Consider the following 17,189-nt stretch of genomic DNA (forward strand, 5'->3'; position numbering starts at 1 on the left):
TCTTAGTTGAAAGGGATGAACGCCGTCGCGCCGGTGGATTGGGGTACGAGGGACCCCAATGTAGTGCGGGCGACAGGTGAGGATGGGCGTGAGATCAACGGAGATGCTGATGCGGTGAACGGGTCGCTGTCCACGCGGGCACCCTCCAGCTGTGCGAGAACCGTCTGAAAGCGGTTGGAATAGGATGCAGCGAGATGTTCAGTGCGTGAATGATAGGCCCCGGCGGCAGCGGGCCATGAGCCGAGCTCAGCATATAACTCGTTCAGGAAGCGTGCGGCATAGGTGGCGTTCTCGTCCGGGTCGAACATCGCCTCGATCGAGCGGAAGGCGCTGCCATGCCAGCGATAGTTGATCTGGAAACAGCCGACGTCAAAGCTGCGGACTCCCGATTTGAAGATGTTGAAGACATAGGATTTGGCTTCGCTTGCGGAGGCGAACCAATATCCCTGTCCTTCACGATTGACGGTCCAGGGCCAGGGGTGCAATGCACCGTCGACCGTGCGGCCCGTTTCAACCCGCGCAATTGCCCTAAGCACCTTCAGCGGCACACCCTCCGCCCGTGCGGCCCGTTGCGCGGCCTGATCGCACAATGCTGCCGTCTCAACACCCGGTGCCGAATGGCCGGGCTTTGCCAGTGCAATAAGCGCCAGACTTAGCGCAAACAGGGTTTCACGATGGGGCATTCTGCCGGTCCGGGATTCTGATCAATCCCGGACAAGCTAGTCCGTCTTCGGTTTACAGAGGGTTAGCGCACCTCAGCTCCGATCTATTCTGCGGCCAAAAACAACGCTGGTGTTGGTACGCAGCACACCGGGGATGCGGGCCAGCTCGTCGACGAGGATATCGAGGTCTTCGATCCGGGGGGCCTCGGCAGACAGCAGCAGGTCAAACTCGCCATTGATCGACAGGCAAAGCTTGACCTCTGGGTAGGCCTCAAGCCGCTTGATGATCCGTGTGGTTTCCTTTTGCTGCACTTCCAGCAGGACAACGACCTGAACCCGGGGTGTGTCCTCGGTTTCGCGCAGAACGACCGAATAGCCTGCGATGATCCCGCGCTCTTCCATGCGATTGATACGTTCGTGCACGGTGGTCCGGGCCACACCCAGCGTTGCCGCGATGCGGGTCGTTGAGTCGCGCGCATTATGTTGCAGGGCGGCGATGATGCGACGGTCAAGCTGGTCCATGCAAACTCCGGACATTTCAGGGGCATGTCTCGGTTTACGGCAGTTTGCGGGGCGGGCTCAAGCCTAACGCGGGATCTGCGGATGCAACTCGTCGATCACCACAGGATGCACGTGCGGTCCTGAACCTGTGAGGTGCGGGTGATCCGGCGGTAAATCCGGGTGACTGTGCGCCACTGCAGCACGGCTGTTGCGCGGCCATAGCCGCACGGCCAGCGACAGACCAAAGACTGCGGCAGTTGCCATTACAGCCATAACCACTGTTGCGCCGAATTGAGTCATCAACCACCCGGCCAGCGGATAGAGAAACAGCCAACACGCATGAGACAGGGTAAATTGTGCCGCGAACAGTGCCGGACGATCTTCGGGATGGGCAGAGCGGGTCAACAGGCGGCCGGATGGTGTGAGTGTGGTGGAATAGCCAAAGCCCACCGCAGCCCAGATCAACGTCAACAGCCCCAGCGTCATCGGTAGGGCCGTGGACAGAACCGCGGCGACAGCCATGGCGCCGGTCGCCAGAGCGGCACCGCTCAGCATCACCTGACGGTCTGAAATGCGCTCCAGCAGTCGGGGCAGGGTGAACGCCGCCAGCATTGATCCGCCGCCGAAGCCAGCCAGGGCAATCGCGACGGCGCTTTCCGACAGGCCCAGATCAGCGCGCACGATCACCACGGTGTTGACGATCACCATCGCGCTCAGTGCCGCTGCGCTCCAGCTGAGCGCCAGCAACCCGTGCAAACGTGGAGTTTTCAGATAAATGCGGATGCCGCGCGTGGTTCTGTCATAGATGCCGCGCCGTACCGATGGCTTGGGCGAGGGAAGTGCAACGGATACCACCAACAGCGCTGAGGCGACAAACCCAACACCCGTGCCCAAGAACAGACTGTCGAAACTGACCAGAAGCAGCAGCGCGGCAGCCAGCATCGGACTCAGCAGGCTTTCAAGGTCATAGGCCAAACGCGACAGAGACAGGGCTTTGGTATAGTCCTGTTCGTCGGTCAGTACGTCGGGGATGGTGGCCTGAAAAGTCGGGGTAAATCCGGCAGAGGCGGATTGCAGTAGGAAGATCAGCACATAAACCTGCCAGATTTCGGTTACGAAAGGCAAGCAGAGCGCCACCAGCGCGCGCACCAGATCCAGTGCCACAAGCATGCGGCGACGATCCAGCCGCTCAGCAAAGGCGGCCGCCAGCGGCGCGATAGTAACGTAGGCCACCATCTTGATGGTAAGCGCGGTGCCCAGCACCATCCCGGCGGCCTCTCCGGCCAGATCGAAGGCCAGAAGACCCAAGGCAACGGTGGCCAGCCCGGTTCCGGACAATGCAACGACCTGTGCGGCCAGCAGATGACGATAGGTGCGGTTCTCCAGGACGCTAAGCATGGCTCAAAGGTATTTCGTGATGGTTTTGAAGTCTTCGACGCTCTGGCCGTCTGCCCCGGCGGACAGGCAGTGGTCGACATGGTCATGGATCAGGGCGCGTTTGGCGTTGGTGATCGCTTTTTCAACCGCAAAGAGCTGTTGGGCGATGTCACCACAAGGGGCCTGGCTTTCCAGCATTGTGATAACCTTGGCCAGATGGCCATGCGCGCGCTTCAGCCGCGCAGTGATCTGAGGATGCGAAGGGTGGGTATGAGTCGTCATGGCGTATCCCTATCCTCCCCTAGGGGATATGTCAATGCTGGGAAACTCCGGAAACAACCTTTGAGCTGATGACGTTGAGTTTGTTCGTGAAACCTCCTATTTCGGGGACGAAAGCGCACAAAGGACAATTCCGTGGCTAACCACCTTTATAAGAATGACCTGCCGGACGGGTTGGATCTGGGCCCTGTTGTGGCCATAGACTGTGAAACCATGGGGTTGAACCCGCATCGGGACCGCCTCTGTGTGATCCAGATGTCCGGCGGGGATGGCAACAGCCATATCGTGCAGGTCGAGAAAGGGCAGACGCGTGCTCCGAACCTGTGTGCGATGCTGGAAAACCCCGATGTTTTGAAGCTGTTCCACTTTGGCCGCTTCGATATTGCTGCGATGTATCATGCATTCGGCGCGCTGGCTGCACCGGTCTATTGCACCAAGATCGTCAGTCGCCTGGTACGCACTTATACCGACCGGCACGGGCTCAAGAACCTGTGCCAGGAGCTGATCGGCGTCGATATCTCGAAACAACAGCAGATGAGCGACTGGGGTGCGGAAACCCTGACCGACGCCCAGCTGGATTATGCGGCCTCGGATGTGCTGTACCTGCATCGCCTGCGCGAGGCGCTGGACGTGCGACTGGCGCGTGAAGGCCGGACCGAGATGGCACAGGCCTGTTTTGACTTCCTGCCGATGCGTGCGAAACTCGATCTCGCTGGTTGGCCCGAAACGGATATCTTTGCGCACTCATGACTGATACCGAAGCTTTCCTGAAAACCGCCCGACAGGTTGTCACCGACGAAGCCCGCGCGCTGGATGTTCTGGCCGAGGGGCTGGATGAGCATTTTGCCGAGGCTGTGCAACTGATCCTGCAGGCGACTGGCCGCATCATCATCAGCGGCATTGGCAAGTCGGGTCATATCGGCCACAAGATAGCGGCAACTCTGGCCAGCACCGGTACACCTGCCTATTTCGTCCATCCTGCAGAGGCGAGTCATGGCGATCTGGGCATGGTGTCCAAAGGCGACGTGGTTCTGGCGATCTCGAACTCCGGCGAAGCGCCGGAACTGGCCAACCTGCTGGCTTTTACCCGCCGCTTTGGCATCCCTCTGATCGGCCTGTCCAGCAAACCCGAAAGCACGCTGATGAAACAGGCCGACGTGCATCTGCTGATTCCGTCACTGGGAGAGGCCTGCGGTTTTGGCATGGTGCCTTCGATCTCGACCACGCTGACGCTGGCGATGGGGGATGCGCTGGCGATTGCGTTGATGAAGTATCGGGACTTCAAGCCCGAGGATTTCCGCGCTTATCATCCCGGTGGCAAACTTGGGGCACAATTGTCCACCGTGCGCGACCTAATGCATGAGGATTTACCGTTAGTGACCATTGGCACACCGATGAGCGAGGCGCTTCTGGTCATGAGCCAGAAGAGCTTTGGCGTTGTCGGCGTCACGGATGAAACGGGCCGTCTGAAGGGTATTGTCACGGATGGCGACCTGCGCCGGAACATGGACGGGCTGCTGGACAAAAGCACCGAAGAAGTGATGACCGAAGACCCGCTGACTATCGCGCCAAATGCGATGGCAGAGGAAGCGGTTGCGATCATGAATGACCGCAAGATTACGTCGCTCTTTGTAGTGGACCCTGAAACCAGGGGCCCGGCTTTGGGTCTGTTGCACATCCATGATTGCCTGCGCGTTGGTCTGGGCTGAGGGAGGGTCTGCGTTGGACCGTCATTCCCGTTGGGTACAGTTTCTGAAAGTGGTGCTGCCTCTGGCCGCCATTTTGCTGCTGTCCACCGTGTTCCTTTTGTCGCGCAGCATCGACACCAATGTTTCGGTCCCGTTCAGCGGACAGGAGATTGACGAACGGTTGACCGATCAGGTCATAACCAGACCCGACTACAAGGGGGTAACCCGCAAGGGCGAAGAAATTCGCGTCGAAGCGCGCCGTGCCAGCCAGGGTAGTACAGGCGACAACCCTACCGCAGCTGAAGTGCAGGGCAGGTTCGGTCTGAGCAATGGGGGTGAGATCACGCTGGAATCCAACACCGGCATGATCCGGCCCGATAAGGGCACCGCCACCTTCTCAGGCAATGTGGTCATCACCACCGCTGATGGCATTCAGGTTACCACTGAGCTCTTGAACACATCTCTGGAAGAAATACGTGGTGATAGTCCGGGCAAGATTGACGGCACCGGCCCGATTGGTGACTTTACCGCCGGGCGGATGACCTTTGGTACGGAAAAAACGGATGGCCCGGTCCATATTCTTTTTACAGATGGCGTGAAGCTGATATACGAGCCGCAAAAAGCTGAAAGATAACCCGTGTTTGATTTTCGTGTTGCCTCTGTTTGTTTCGCTCTGATCGCCGGAGCAGCGCCCCTGTCAGCGCAAGAAGCACAAGTTGCCTTTGGGGCGGTCAAAGCCGACCCGACCTTGCCCGTCGAGGTGACGTCCGAGACTTTGAATGTGAACCAGGAAGACGGCTCGGCCGAGTTTCTGGGCAATGTGATCGTCATCCAGGGTGAAATGCGCCTGACCGCTGAGCGGGTGCTGGTGATCTATAATGAAGAACGTTCGGCCATTGAACGGATGGAGGCCACCGAAAATGTGGTTCTGGTCAGCCCACCGGACGCGGCCGAGGGCGATTGGGCCGAATACACCATCGATACTGGTGTGATCGAGATGAAAGGGAATGTGCTGCTGACGCAGGGGCCCAGCGTGATCAGCGGAGATCAGATGATCGCGAACCTGACCTCGGGCACGGCAACGATGTCAGGGCGGGTGAAGACCATATTGCAGCAGGGCCAGAATTGATGAACCGCCCGAACCTGTCTGTCGCTGAGGGCACTTCCGGTCTGAAGATCGAGAAGTTGCGGAAATCCTACCGCAAAAAGACCGTAATCCGGGATGTCTCGATGACACTGGGCCGGTCCGAGGTGGTTGCGCTGCTCGGACCAAACGGTTCGGGTAAGACCACGACATTCTATTCGGTTGCCGGGCTTGTCTTCCCCGAAGCGGGCAGCGTGACGATTGACGGCCAGAACGTCACGACCCTGCCGATGTACCGCCGCGCGCGTCTGGGGATCGGCTATCTGCCACAAGAGATGTCGATTTTCCGCGGCATGAGCGTTGAAGACAACATCGCTGCCGTGCTGGACATCACCGTCAAACATGCTCATCGCCGCAAAGAGCGGCTGGAAGAGCTGCTGTCGGACTTCTCGATTGAACATCTGCGCCGCGCACCCGCGCTCGCGCTTTCAGGGGGTGAACGTCGCCGGGTTGAGATTGCGCGTTGTCTGGCTGCGGATCCGAAATATCTGCTGCTGGATGAACCCTTTGCCGGGGTTGACCCGATCAGTGTCGGGGATATCCGCCTTTTGGTGGCCGACCTGAAGAAACGCGGTATCGGTGTTCTAATCACCGACCATAACGTGCGTGAAACACTCGAAATTGTGGACCGCGCCTATATTCTGCACGATGGACAGGTTCTGATGTCCGGCACCCCGGACGAGGTGGTGGAAAACGAAAACGTGCGTCGGGTTTATTTGGGCGAAAACTTCCGTATTTCATGAGCTTGCACGGGATTGTGCCGGACGCATGGCGGAAATTTGGTATATACACACCTGTTTTGATTGACTCTTCCCCCGCCTCTTGGCTCAATTGGGGTATGGCAAGTCTTCGGTTCCAGACTGGATCGCGATGCCCCTTCTTTGAAGGGCTGGATCAACGGCAACCGCAGACTCTGCTGCGACCCCCCACCCGATAAAAACAAGTCCGCCACGCTATGTGGCGTCAGAATGGGTGTGAATTGTGAAGGAGATCACATGCGTTACCAAATCAGCGGAAAACAGATCGACATCGGTGCGGCCCTGCAAACTCATGTGCAGACCGAACTGGGCGAGGTCGTGGGCAAATATGCTCAGCGACCGACGGACGCCAACGTCGTCTTTTCCCGTTCGGCGCATGAATATGTATGCGAGACCACCGTGCATCTGTCGACCGGTCTGACCGCTCAGGCCAAGGCGCACGCGACCGAGATCTATGCAGCATTTGAGGGCTGCTGTGACAAGATGGAGACACAACTGCGTCGCTATAAGCGCCGCCTGAAAGACCACCACAAGGATCGGTCCGAGCCAGTTGAACTCTTCGGCGCGTCCTCTTATATCCTCGCTTCTGACGAATCGGAGACGGCAGATGAGCCCGAATCGTTGCAGCCGATGATTGTGGCTGAGATGGAAACCAAGATCCCATCGCTGAGTGTTGGTGAAGCCGTTATGCAGATGGAACTCGCCGGCGCCCCGGTGCTGGTGTTCCGGAATGAGAACAAGGACGGATTGAATGTCGTTTATCGTCGTGATGACGGCAATATCGGATGGATCGATCCGTAACAGGCAAGGATAACTGGCCTGCCCCCAAAAACTGGGGGCAAGGTCGAGGAGCAAGATCATGGAGCTTTCGAGCATTCTGAAGCCCGAGGCGGTGCGTGTGCTGTCAGCCGCGTCCAGCAAGAAGCGTCTGTTTCAGGAAATCGGCGATGTCGCCGCCGCTACGCTGGGTCTGGAAGCACAGGCCGTCGTTGACAGCCTGCTTGAGCGCGAGAGCCTGGGGCCGACGGGCGTGGGCCATGGTGTTGCCTTGCCGCACGCGCGATTGCCCGAGCTGGAGGAGGTTTCGGGGGTTTTCGTGATGTTGGAAAAGCCCATCGATTTCGGCTCGGTCGACCGTCAGCCCGTTGATCTGGCCTTTTCGCTTTTTGCGCCGGAAGAGGCAGGCGTCGAACACCTGAAAGCACTGGCCTTGGTTTCTCGCACACTGCGCGAACAGACCGTTTGCGCCAAGCTGCGGGCCAACCCCGATCCAGTTAAGTTGTATGCGATTTTAACTGAGGCCCAATCGGTACAGGCTGCCTAATTGGGCGCAACACAAACAAGAAAGCCCCCGAAATTCGGGGGCTTTCTTGTTTCAAGCGATGGGTGCTCAGCCGCCGGTTCCCATTTCCAGCGTCCACCAGATCTTGCCGCCACCTTCCTGGTGCCAGGCAAATCCCATTTGGGTTGCTTTCGGATCCATGATGACCGAGCGCGGCCCGGGCTCCTGCATCCAGGCCGCCAGCGTTTCGGTTTCGGTTTCATAGGTTTCCGAGATCGCCTCGCCCAGAAACGTACCGAAATATCCGACCCGCGCCGCTCGATCGAGCGGTGACGAACCGTCTGAGCCGAAGTGCCAGGGACGGTTCTGCCGGGCCATGTCTTTCGCATGAGTGGCGGCAGCCGCGTTCAGTTGTGAGTTCAATTGGACCTGTTGCAGGCCGGATGCCTGCCGCAGGGCATTCACTGAATCCAGCATGCGGAACTGCAGTTTTTCTGGATTGCCGCGAATCTTGTAGACCGAAGGCAGAGGTCTGCCGTCAGCCCCAATCGTCGTGGTGCCCGAATCGGTGCATGCCGCCAGAGCGAGGGTACAAATCGTCAGAAGAGAAAGAATACGTGTCATGATTGGCCTGAATTCTGTGTTTCAAGGGAAATAGCTCGCTTGAAGGCTCGGGGCAAATGCACAATGGCCCAAGCTTGCATGATTCTGCCGGTTTGATTTGCGACTGAAGCATTCTGGCCATAAAATGTTCCAGAATTTGCATTCGACCTTAGCAAAGGACCGCTCGTCATGGTCAAGAAACCGATTGTTACCCAAACGCGCCGCGCATTTCTGGCAGCTGCCTCGGCTAGCCTCGCGTCACCGGCGCTGGCTCAGTACATCCCAGGTGATCCGCTGCGCCCTGCCCCGGAACCCGAAGCACCTGTGCGCCGCAATGTGTCCGGGTTCCGTGCACTCGATTGGCAGCCGTACTTCTCAAACACCAATAACGGGGCCATTCTGGTCGATACCGTCTCGCGGGCGCTGCATTATTGGTCAGAAGATCAATCCGTGTACAAACTTTACCCATCTTCGGTGCCATTGACCGAAGAGTTGACCCGCCGCGGACGCACCAGCGTTATCCGCAAAGTCGAAGGTCCAAGCTGGTCACCAACGCCGTCGATGAAAAAGCGTAATCCGGAATGGCCGGATTATATTCCGCCGGGTCCGGATAACCCATTGGGAACACACGCTTTGTATCTGAGTTGGAAATATTACCGCATCCACGGCACCCACGATACGCGCAAAATCGGGCGCCGGTCGTCAAATGGCTGCATCGGACTGTTCAACGAAGACATCGCTGAGCTGTTTGCAATGGCCAATGTTGGCACGCAAGTGTTGCTAATTTGACGACATTTTCGCGCACGAACCCGCTTGTGGCGCAAGTTGCAATTGCAATCCGGCGGTATTGCTGATTAGAAAAACTCACGAGGTAAGTCTTAGATGTGCGGTTTCGCTATTGGGAATCGCGCAAATTCTGGAGGTTAATATGAAGAAACTCGTTCTCGCCGCTGCTCTGACTGCTGCTGCTTCGACCGCTTATGCTGGCAACCTGGAAGAGCCGGTTGTTGAAGCACCTGTTGTTGTCGAAGAAACTCAGGGTTCGTCGCAGGGCATCATCCTGCCGCTGATCCTGCTGGTTGTTGTTGCTGCAGCTGTTGCCGCAGGCTAATCGACGAGCATTAACTCAGGGAAAAGGCGGTGGGTTGTCCCTCCGCCTTTTTTCATGCCTGCAAGATGCGGCTTAGTGCCGGTTAGTCCAGCCAGCCGCGCAGATTGTCTTCGATCACTTTGCCCAGTGCCGCGATATGCGCATCCTCGTCGTTAAGGCAGGGGATATAGGTGAACGATTGGCCTCCGGCTTCCTCAAAGCTTTCCTTGATCTCTTCATTGATCTCTTCCAACGTCTCGATGCAATCGGCCGAGAAGGCGGGTGCGATGACAGCGATGTTCTTCTTCCCCTGACGCGCCAGATCAGCCACGTGATCTACGGTATAAGGTTTCAGCCATTCCTCGGGTCCAAAACGCGACTGGAAGGTCGAGACCAGCTGATCATCCGACCAACCGAGCCGTTCTTTCAGCAGTCTAGAAGTTTTGACGCATTGGCAGTGATAGGGATCGCCCTGCTGCAGATAGCGTTCCGGCATCCCGTGGTAGGAACATACAAGGATATCCGGCTTGGTCTCCATGGCGGCATATGCGCGCTCGACCGAGCCTGCCAGCGCGTCGATATAGGCCGGTTGGTCGAAATATGCGGGCACCGTGCGGCTGGCCGGTTGCCAGGCCTCGGCCATCAGAGCGCGGAAGAACTGGTCATTCGCGGTCGCCGTCGTGGCGCCCGCATATTGAGGGTAGAGTGGAAAGAAGAGGATGCGGTCGCAGCCCTCTGCCACCATCTCGCGCACCTTCGAGGGGGTTGAAGGGTTGCCGTAACGCATGCAAAAATCGACCATCACCTGATCGCCGTAGCGTTCTTGCAGCGCGGCGCGCAGCTTGGCGGTTTGATCCTTGGTGATCGTCATCAACGGGCTCTCGCCCTTGTCGTGGTTCCAGATAGACTTGTAGGCTTCGCCCGAGCTGAAAGGTCGTTTGGTCAGGATGATCCCCTGCAGGATCGGCTGCCATTTCCATGCTGGGTAGTCGATCACCCGCTTGTCCGACAGAAACTCGTTCAGATAGCGACGCATGGGCCAATAGCTGTAATCGTCTGGCGTGCCCAGATTGGCCAGCAGAATGCCGACACGCCCCATTTTGACCTTGGGATGATCGGTCGGTGCATGCGTTGGGCGAGTGGCGTCAAACATATGAAGCTTCCTGAGTTTTCGTGTTCTGGCCTGAGATAAAGGGAAATGCCCAGCCGTCAATCGGGCAGTTTGCCCTCTTCCGTCTTCAACGCATCTGCCAGACGCATTTGCGCCGATCCCGGGCGCAGGGGTTTGGGCTGACTTTCGTCCGGCGACCATCCGGTCAGGCACACCAGTTCAAACGTAGCGGCCAGCCGCCCCGAAGCGGTGGCGAAGTGATCCGCATAGATACGTTGCGCAGCCTCGAACACCGCACTTGATGTCGGGCGTTTCAACCGCCCGCTGAGCGCATTGGTTTCACCCATATCCCTGAGATCGCGCATCAGGTGCCAGATATCCCGGTATTCGGCCGTCAGCGGGACGGCATCCGCCACGGGTAAGGCCAGCCCGGCTCGCTGCAGCAGCCCTCCCAGATCGCGTAGCTCGCCCATGGGCGCGATTCGCGGGCTGAGGCCGCCGGTTATCTCAATCTCGGCTTGCCCAAGGGCTGCGCGCAATTCATGCAGGGTTTCTCCGCCCAGGCATACGACCAGCAGCAGTCCATCGGGCTTCAGCGCACGATGGCATTGGATCAATTGCCCAACCGGATCATTGGCGCAATGCAGCGCCATCGCGTGGATCACCAGATCATGTGCGCCGGGTTGCAGCGGCAGGGTGTCTTCATCTGCCACAACCACCGCGCTAGGCAGAATATCAGACCAGAGATGCGGAAATGGGCTCACGATAGCGGGCGCCGTAAAGGCTTTGTTAACCATGGAGAGCCGATCCTGCACTTCGTCAACAGCAGCGCGGTGCAGGAACAGCGCGTTATCCTGCGCGCGCGCGCGGTGCTGCAGGATGGCGGCGCGGTCAAACAAAGAGGGTGCAGTGGACTCGGGCAGTTTCATAGCTCGCAAGTATCGCATAGCGCAGCGGATTCAAACCGCTATCCAACTTATCTATCCACCGCGTTGTATGGGCTGCGGCGCATTGACGGACACCGATTTCGGCCTGTGCGGCCCCTGCTGGCGGGACACGCCCTTCATCGGAGGCACGGTCTGCGAGAGCTGCGGCGTACCGGTCGTCGGCGATCGTGACGGGTTCCGGATCGAATGTGACGATTGCCTGAAACGGCCTCCGCCGTGGCAAGCCGGGCGAGCGGCGCTACTCTATCAGGGAAAAGCGCGATCACTAATTTTGGCGCTGAAACACGGCGATCGACCGGAACTGGCGCGCCCTGCGGCGCGCTGGATGGCTCAGGCGGGGCGTGAGCTGTTGCGGTCTGACATGCTGATCGCACCCGTGCCGCTGCATTGGTCGCGCTTGCTGAAGCGACGCTACAACCAATCTGCCCTGTTGGCGCAGCATTTGGCGCGTGAGGTCGGTCTGGACTGCGTGCCTGACCTGCTTAGGCGTACCAGGCGCACCCCGGTACTGGATGGTAAAACGGCGCACGAGCGGGCAGAGATCCTGCAGGACGCGATTTCGGTCCATCCTCGGCGTTTGCAGCATATGCAGAGGCGAGACGTCCTGCTGGTTGATGATGTCATGACCTCTGGCGCGACGCTGGCGGCCTGCACCCGTGTGTGTCAGGTCGCAGGGGCAAATCATATTTTCGTGTTGGCTCTGGCGCGCGTTGCCAAGGATGCCTAATTCGCCCAAGATTGCGCGAAACCCGAAGGGACGGAATATGAAACCGGTAGAAATCTATACTTCGCCGCTATGCGGCTTTTGCCACGCGGCCAAGCGTCTGCTGAAACAGAAGGGTGTCGAGTTCAAGGAGGTCGATGTCTTGATGCACCCCAAACGCAAGCCCGAGATGATCAAACGTGCGGGTGGAAAACGCACTGTGCCGCAGATCTTCATCGGTACGACCCATGTAGGCGGTTGCGATGACCTCTATGAGCTGGAGCGTCAGGGCAAGCTGGACCGTCTGCTCGCGGCCTGATGAAAACCGCTCTGCTGCAGATCACTTCGTCGGACGACCCGGCCGGAAATCTGGATATGGTGCGCGCCATGATGGCCGAGGCGGTCAATCAGGGCGCGCGTTTCATTCTGACGCCAGAGGTGACGAATTGCGTGTCCACCAGCACCACGCGGCAGCGCGAGGTTCTGCAGCATGAAGAAGAAGACATTACCCTGGCGGGTCTGCGTGCGCAGGCTGCTGAATTAGGTGTCTGGCTTCTGATCGGTTCGTTGGGCATTAAGACTCACGATGCTAATAAACGCTTTGCGAACCGCTCCTTTATGATTGATCCGCAGGGGCGGATCGTAGCGCGTTATGACAAGATTCACATGTTCGACGTGCAGGTCACCGAATCCGAGACCTTCTGCGAATCGAAAAACTACCGCCCCGGCCAGAAAGCGGTGATTGTTGACACCGATTTCGGCAAGGTCGGCCTGACGATCTGCTACGACATCCGCTTTCCCTATCTGCATGCCGCTCTGGCGCAGGCAGGCGCGCGGATTCTCACCGTCCCGGCTGCATTCTCTCCGGTGACCGGCGCGGCGCATTGGGAACCATTGCTGCGCGCACGCGCGATTGAGACCGGGTGTTGGGTGCTCGCCCCGGCCCAGACGGGTGAGCATCCGAAAACGCGCGGCAAGACGCGCTATACCCACGGTCACAGCATGGTTGTTGCCCCATGGGGGGAGGTGCTGATCGACGCAGGTACCGATCCGGGCATTCACATTTTCGATTTGGATGATAGTTCTGTGACAGAGGCGCGCCGTCGCGTGCCCTCATTGACTCACGTGCGGCCTTTCGACGGGCCCTGATTCAGAACCGGACCATGACTGACGAACACAATGCCCTTGCGGTCACGCTGTTCAGCGAGATTCTGACTGCAGACCAACTGTTGCGCAACCGGCTGAGCCGGGTGCTGCCCAAGGGTATGGAAATCTCGCATTTTTCGGTGCTGAACCATCTGGTCTTTGTCGGAGACGAGCGCACGCCTGCTCAACTGGCCAGCACCTTCCACGTCACGCGCGGGGCGATGACCAACACTTTGGCCAAGCTGGAATGGGCCGGATACATCCACATCCGCCCCGACTGGGACGACGCCCGCCGCAAGATGGTCGCCATCAGCCCCGCCGGTCGCAGGGCTCGGGATCAGGCGATTTCCTCGATTGCACCGCTAATCAACCGCGTGGTCGGAGAGCTGGGGCTGGAGCGGGTGCGGAGTACATTGCCCGTGCTGCGGGATTTGCGGTTGCAGTTGGAGGGGGAGTAAGGCTTGAAAGCGGTGCCCCGTCAGACAATAGAATTCAACCAATTGGCAATGTTCGATGAAAGAACGGGTTAGATCATTCTGCTTGGTGAGAATTTAGGGATGAACAAGAATGCCGTGGATTCTTCATGAGAGTATTTCAGACTACGAAGATGTGACGTGGGCGTTGCGAGATCTGACGACTGGTGCCGACAGGACGACACCCAAGATTTATATGCCGACGGTAGAAATTTCCAAAAGCGAATACCCTTTGGATTTTCAGCAAACCTCATCGCACACAGAGTTAACGGACTTAATGAGAGGCGGAAGTTTGGGTGTTGTGCTTGTCAGCCAAGCGTTCCGCGATTTGATCGAAGAAATGGACCCGGGGCACAGCCTTTACTATCCAGTCGTCCTGCATTGCGATGATGGGCGCATTATCGAGGACGAGTATTTTCTTCATAAGTTCTCGGACTTCATCGACGACGGAGTCATCGACGACGAGTCTGATGTCCAGCCAGTCGCGCGTAAAGGAAGGATTAGATTCTACAGCAGTTCGGCTTGGCCCAAGCTGGTTTGGCGCAACGACAAAATCAAGAACCGCCACGTATTTGCCGACAGTTATTTGCGAGACCGCTTTTGTGTTTCCGATGCGTTTTTAGAAGCTGCTGAGAATAGAGGTTTCAAGGGTTTTAAGAAAATCGAGTCCTTCGTCCGGTATCTGTCTTAGTGGCGCATGGACCAGCGATTGCATGACAGGTGCGAACACCCAATCTACGACCCCGGTTTCACACTCGCCGTCACATAATTCACGCTCAAATCCCGGTCCGAGATCGACCAGCTCCACAGGATCGGGTTGAAGACGAATCCCTTGCGGTCCACCGGCTCCAGCCCGGCTTGGCGCAGCAGGTCGAACAGCTCGTCGGGGGTGATAAACTTGTTCCACTCATGCGTGCCGCGGGGCAGCCAGCGCATGACGACCTCGGCCCCGAAAATGGCCATCGCATAGGATTTTGGGTTGCGGTTGATGGTCGAGCAGATCAGCAACCCGCCCGGTTTCAGCAAGTGCTGTGACGCGGTCAGGAAACCGGCAGGGTCGGCGACATGCTCGACCACCTCCATGTTCAGCACCACGTCGAACTGTTCACCTGCAGCGGCCATGTCTTCTGCGGTAGTGTGGCGATAGTCGATATCCAGCCGCGATTGTTCGGCGTGGATACGCGCGACGGGCAGGTTGCCTTCGGCGGCGTCTGCTCCGACGACTTCAGCTCCGAGGCGAGCCATGGGTTCGCTCAGCAGCCCTCCGCCACAACCGATATCCAGCAGGCGCAGCCCTTCGAAGGGATTCGCGACCTTAAGATCACGGTCAAACTCGCCTGCGATCTGCTGTGTGATATAATCCAGACGACACGGATTCAGCATGTGCAGAGGTTTGAATTTCCCATGCGGGTCCCACCATTCCGCAGCCATCGCCTCGAATTTTGCGATCTCGGACGGGTCAACCGTGTTCGGATGCGCTTGCATTCCTGTCTCCGTGTGCTCTTTTACGCTTAAGGACTATATAGGGCCGTAATGGATAAGTACCCGGACCAAAAGCGCGCAGTTCAATATCTGTACCCGCCGATCGATCCTTTTGATCAGCGCGTGGTGGATATGGGCGATGGGCACCGTATCTATGTGGAACAATGCGGTAATCCTGATGGGATACCGGTTGTGATTCTGCATGGCGGGCCGGGCGGCGGCTGCAGCCCGGCGATGCGGCGGTATTTCGACCCGCAGGCGTATAGGGTGATTCTGTTTGACCAGCGTGGATGTGGCCGATCGCGCCCTACCGCATCGGTCGAGAACAATACGACCTGGCATCTGGTGGCGGATATCGAGCGTCTGCGCAAATTGTTCGACATCAATGACTGGATCGTCTTTGGCGGCAGCTGGGGCGCGACGCTGGCGCTGGTCTATGCGCAAACCCATCCCGACCGCGTAAATCGCTTGGTGCTGCGCGGTGTATTTCTGGCCACACAGGCTGAACTGGATTGGTTTTATGGCGGCGGCGCGGGCAAGTTCTGGCCCGAGCAATGGGCCAAGTTCACCTCGCTCTTGCCTGAGCAGGAGGTGAAAGACGCCATCGCGGCATATAACAAGCGTCTCTTTTCGGGCGATCGCGCGACAGAGATCCTCTATGCCCGCGCCTGGTCGCATTGGGAAAACGCGCTTGCCTCGATCCACACCAACGGGTCGGTCGGGGAAAGCCCAGGTGAGTACGCGCGGACCTTTGCGCGGCTTGAGAACCATTATTTCGTTAACAAGGCGTTTCTTGAGTATGATGGGCAAATACTGGATCAGATGGACCGGATTGCCCATATTCCTGGTCACATCGTTCAGGGACGCTATGACATGATCTGCCCACCGCAGTCCGCATGGAACCTGTCGGAACGCTGGCCAAGTGCCGAACTCAAGATGGTGCGGCAGGCCGGGCATGCGTTGTCGGAACCGGGGATCAGTGCTGAATTGGTCCGGATCATGGATCGCGTGGCGGAGGGGATGGTATGACCCGTATCGATCGTCGCGCGTTATTTGCCTCGGGTGCCGCTGCCGCGTTGTTGGCGGCGACGGGGACATCATTGGCAGATACGCCGAAACAGGGCGGTACGCTGCGGCTGGCAGTGCCGCGTGACAACAGCCTTGAACAGGTGGCGCGGGGCGCAGTCTTTGACACTCTGACCGAGATTGCGCCCGATGGCACGCTGCGCGGAGAGCTTGCGACCAGTTGGCAGACCGACGCCGACGCTCGAGTCTGGAGTTTTGATCTGCGCGACGATGTGGTGTTCCACGACGGCTCTAAGCTGGATGTAAACGATGTTCTGGCCGTTCTGAGCGAGGTTGGTCAGGCCGAGGCTCTCGCCCATCATCGTGTGCGGCTGCAACTGACCGAGGGCAATCCGGGTCTGCCATTTCTGTTGGCGAATCCCCGTTTTGTCATCACGCGCGAGGGAGAGGGCGTTACGCCGCTGGCGCAGGCCAATGGCACCGCTTGCTATCGGGTTGAGCGGGCAGAAGATGAACGCCATTTCTTGGCGCGCAGGGTCGTTGGCCACTACAAAAGCGGGACGGCAGGCTGGGCCGACGAGATTGAGATAATCGTGATCCCGGATGCCAGAGTGCGGGCCGAGGCGTTGCGCGATGGTTTTGTAGATATTGCGGCGCTGCCTGCTGGCGAAGATCTGATAGCGCAGCGCGGACTGCGCTATCATCCCTCCGAGGCCGAGATGGCGCTGGCCGTAACTGCGCATGTTGGCATGCCGCGTCAGATCGGACGGGCAACAGCGCTGGACGATGGGCGCATTGCCGAAAGGTGGTGGCTGGCGTAAATCCGATCACGATGTGCGCCGGGGGTTGCAGACTCGGAAACTCCTGCGTATATGCAGTTGCAACAGCGGCGCGTTGGACTTCTGGTCCGGGGCTCC

General features: G+C 58.4%; 24 protein-coding genes. 16 read left to right on the forward strand and 8 right to left on the reverse strand.

Annotation, left to right across the window (positions count from 1 at the left end):
* Positions 1-2: 2 nt before the first annotated feature.
* The 4 genes from ACR0IV_RS10225 to ACR0IV_RS10240 all read right to left on the reverse strand — a co-directional run bounded on the left by ACR0IV_RS10225 (position 3) and on the right by ACR0IV_RS10240 (position 2,822).
* Positions 3-683 (reverse strand): transglycosylase SLT domain-containing protein, encoded by a 681-nt coding sequence (locus ACR0IV_RS10225; protein ID WP_480660070.1) that lies wholly within the window; start codon positions 681-683, stop codon positions 3-5.
* Between the two features lie 72 nt (positions 684-755).
* Entirely contained in the window at positions 756-1,184 is a 429-nt protein-coding gene (locus ACR0IV_RS10230) for an Lrp/AsnC family transcriptional regulator (RefSeq protein ID WP_480471118.1), read from the reverse strand.
* Positions 1,185-1,247: 63 nt separating this feature from the next.
* The gene (locus ACR0IV_RS10235) at positions 1,248-2,561 is read right to left on the reverse strand and encodes an MFS transporter (protein ID WP_480660071.1); all 1,314 of its coding nucleotides are present in this window, start codon (positions 2,559-2,561) and stop codon (positions 1,248-1,250) included.
* 3 nt (positions 2,562-2,564) lie between these two features.
* The gene (locus tag ACR0IV_RS10240) at positions 2,565-2,822 is read right to left on the reverse strand and encodes a metal-sensing transcriptional repressor (RefSeq protein WP_480471116.1); all 258 of its coding nucleotides are present in this window, start codon (positions 2,820-2,822) and stop codon (positions 2,565-2,567) included.
* 132 nt (positions 2,823-2,954) lie between these two features.
* Between ACR0IV_RS10240 and ACR0IV_RS10245 the strand changes: the two genes are divergently transcribed.
* From ACR0IV_RS10245 to ACR0IV_RS10275, 7 genes are all read left to right on the forward strand, one after another.
* On the forward strand, positions 2,955-3,569 hold the full coding sequence (locus tag ACR0IV_RS10245) for a ribonuclease D (RefSeq protein ID WP_480660072.1): 615 nt from the start codon (positions 2,955-2,957) through the stop codon (positions 3,567-3,569).
* Complete coding sequence (locus ACR0IV_RS10250; protein WP_480660073.1) at positions 3,566-4,528, forward strand: KpsF/GutQ family sugar-phosphate isomerase; 963 nt, start codon at positions 3,566-3,568, stop codon at positions 4,526-4,528. The genes ACR0IV_RS10245 and ACR0IV_RS10250 overlap by 4 nt, the downstream gene beginning before the upstream one ends.
* A 13-nt stretch (positions 4,529-4,541) precedes the next feature.
* The gene (gene lptC, locus ACR0IV_RS10255) at positions 4,542-5,141 is read left to right on the forward strand and encodes an LPS export ABC transporter periplasmic protein LptC (protein ID WP_480471113.1); all 600 of its coding nucleotides are present in this window, start codon (positions 4,542-4,544) and stop codon (positions 5,139-5,141) included.
* Between the two features lie 3 nt (positions 5,142-5,144).
* Complete coding sequence (locus ACR0IV_RS10260; protein ID WP_480471112.1) at positions 5,145-5,636, forward strand: LptA/OstA family protein; 492 nt, start codon at positions 5,145-5,147, stop codon at positions 5,634-5,636.
* Positions 5,636-6,394, forward strand: coding sequence for an LPS export ABC transporter ATP-binding protein (lptB, locus tag ACR0IV_RS10265; protein WP_480471111.1), 759 nt, complete (start codon positions 5,636-5,638; stop codon positions 6,392-6,394). Before ACR0IV_RS10260 ends, lptB begins: the two co-directional genes overlap by 1 nt.
* A 252-nt stretch (positions 6,395-6,646) precedes the next feature.
* Positions 6,647-7,210, forward strand: a complete 564-nt coding sequence (gene hpf / locus ACR0IV_RS10270; RefSeq protein ID WP_170428456.1) for a ribosome hibernation-promoting factor, HPF/YfiA family — start codon at positions 6,647-6,649, stop codon at positions 7,208-7,210.
* 58 nt (positions 7,211-7,268) lie between these two features.
* Complete coding sequence (locus ACR0IV_RS10275) at positions 7,269-7,733, forward strand: PTS sugar transporter subunit IIA (RefSeq protein WP_480471110.1); 465 nt, start codon at positions 7,269-7,271, stop codon at positions 7,731-7,733.
* 66 nt (positions 7,734-7,799) lie between these two features.
* Here ACR0IV_RS10275 and dalA read toward each other — a convergent pair whose 3' ends face one another.
* Positions 7,800-8,315: a divisome-associated lipoprotein DalA gene (dalA, locus tag ACR0IV_RS10280; RefSeq protein WP_480471109.1), complete on the reverse strand. Its 516-nt coding sequence runs from the start codon at positions 8,313-8,315 to the stop codon at positions 7,800-7,802.
* 168 nt (positions 8,316-8,483) lie between these two features.
* Between dalA and ACR0IV_RS10285 the strand changes: the two genes are divergently transcribed.
* Positions 8,484-9,083, forward strand: coding sequence for a L,D-transpeptidase (locus tag ACR0IV_RS10285; protein WP_480471108.1), 600 nt, complete (start codon positions 8,484-8,486; stop codon positions 9,081-9,083).
* 139 nt (positions 9,084-9,222) lie between these two features.
* Positions 9,223-9,405, forward strand: a complete 183-nt coding sequence (locus tag ACR0IV_RS10290) for a hypothetical protein (protein ID WP_005979327.1) — start codon at positions 9,223-9,225, stop codon at positions 9,403-9,405.
* 82 nt (positions 9,406-9,487) lie between these two features.
* Here the strand turns inward: ACR0IV_RS10290 and hemH are convergent, their stop codons facing one another.
* Positions 9,488-10,537 carry a ferrochelatase gene (hemH, locus tag ACR0IV_RS10295; protein WP_480471107.1) on the reverse strand — a complete coding sequence of 350 codons (1,050 nt, stop codon included), beginning with the start codon at positions 10,535-10,537 and terminating at the stop codon, positions 9,488-9,490.
* A 56-nt stretch (positions 10,538-10,593) separates the two neighbouring features.
* On the reverse strand, positions 10,594-11,424 hold the full coding sequence (locus tag ACR0IV_RS10300) for a methyltransferase domain-containing protein (protein WP_480660074.1): 831 nt from the start codon (positions 11,422-11,424) through the stop codon (positions 10,594-10,596).
* Between ACR0IV_RS10300 and ACR0IV_RS10305 the strand changes: the two genes are divergently transcribed.
* The 5 genes from ACR0IV_RS10305 (at position 11,405) to ACR0IV_RS10325 (ending at position 14,455) form a co-directional block, all read left to right on the forward strand.
* A complete protein-coding gene (locus ACR0IV_RS10305; RefSeq protein ID WP_480660075.1) occupies positions 11,405-12,169 on the forward strand; it encodes a double zinc ribbon domain-containing protein in 765 nt (254 codons plus the stop codon). The two genes, ACR0IV_RS10300 and ACR0IV_RS10305, sit on opposite strands and share 20 nt — an antisense overlap.
* Positions 12,170-12,206: 37 nt before the next feature.
* A complete protein-coding gene (grxC, locus tag ACR0IV_RS10310) occupies positions 12,207-12,464 on the forward strand; it encodes a glutaredoxin 3 (RefSeq protein ID WP_480471104.1) in 258 nt (85 codons plus the stop codon).
* Complete coding sequence (locus ACR0IV_RS10315; protein WP_480660076.1) at positions 12,464-13,294, forward strand: carbon-nitrogen hydrolase family protein; 831 nt, start codon at positions 12,464-12,466, stop codon at positions 13,292-13,294. Before grxC ends, ACR0IV_RS10315 begins: the two co-directional genes overlap by 1 nt.
* Positions 13,295-13,308: 14 nt before the next feature.
* Entirely contained in the window at positions 13,309-13,749 is a 441-nt protein-coding gene (locus tag ACR0IV_RS10320) for a MarR family winged helix-turn-helix transcriptional regulator (protein WP_170327795.1), read from the forward strand.
* Positions 13,750-13,858: 109 nt separating this feature from the next.
* The gene (locus tag ACR0IV_RS10325; RefSeq protein ID WP_480660077.1) at positions 13,859-14,455 is read left to right on the forward strand and encodes an imm11 family protein; all 597 of its coding nucleotides are present in this window, start codon (positions 13,859-13,861) and stop codon (positions 14,453-14,455) included.
* A gap of 44 nt (positions 14,456-14,499) precedes the next feature.
* On the opposite strand, the gene ubiG is transcribed toward ACR0IV_RS10325, so the two are convergent.
* Positions 14,500-15,249: a bifunctional 2-polyprenyl-6-hydroxyphenol methylase/3-demethylubiquinol 3-O-methyltransferase UbiG gene (gene ubiG, locus ACR0IV_RS10330; protein WP_480660078.1), complete on the reverse strand. Its 750-nt coding sequence runs from the start codon at positions 15,247-15,249 to the stop codon at positions 14,500-14,502.
* A 48-nt stretch (positions 15,250-15,297) separates the two neighbouring features.
* Between ubiG and pip the strand changes: the two genes are divergently transcribed.
* Both pip and ACR0IV_RS10340 read left to right on the forward strand, forming a co-directional pair.
* The gene (gene pip, locus ACR0IV_RS10335; protein ID WP_480660079.1) at positions 15,298-16,275 is read left to right on the forward strand and encodes a prolyl aminopeptidase; all 978 of its coding nucleotides are present in this window, start codon (positions 15,298-15,300) and stop codon (positions 16,273-16,275) included.
* Positions 16,272-17,093 (forward strand): ABC transporter substrate-binding protein, encoded by an 822-nt coding sequence (locus ACR0IV_RS10340; protein ID WP_480660080.1) that lies wholly within the window; start codon positions 16,272-16,274, stop codon positions 17,091-17,093. The genes pip and ACR0IV_RS10340 overlap by 4 nt, the downstream gene beginning before the upstream one ends.
* Positions 17,094-17,189: the final 96 nt, after the last annotated feature.

Source organism: Ruegeria sp. C2 (assembly GCF_056537765.1).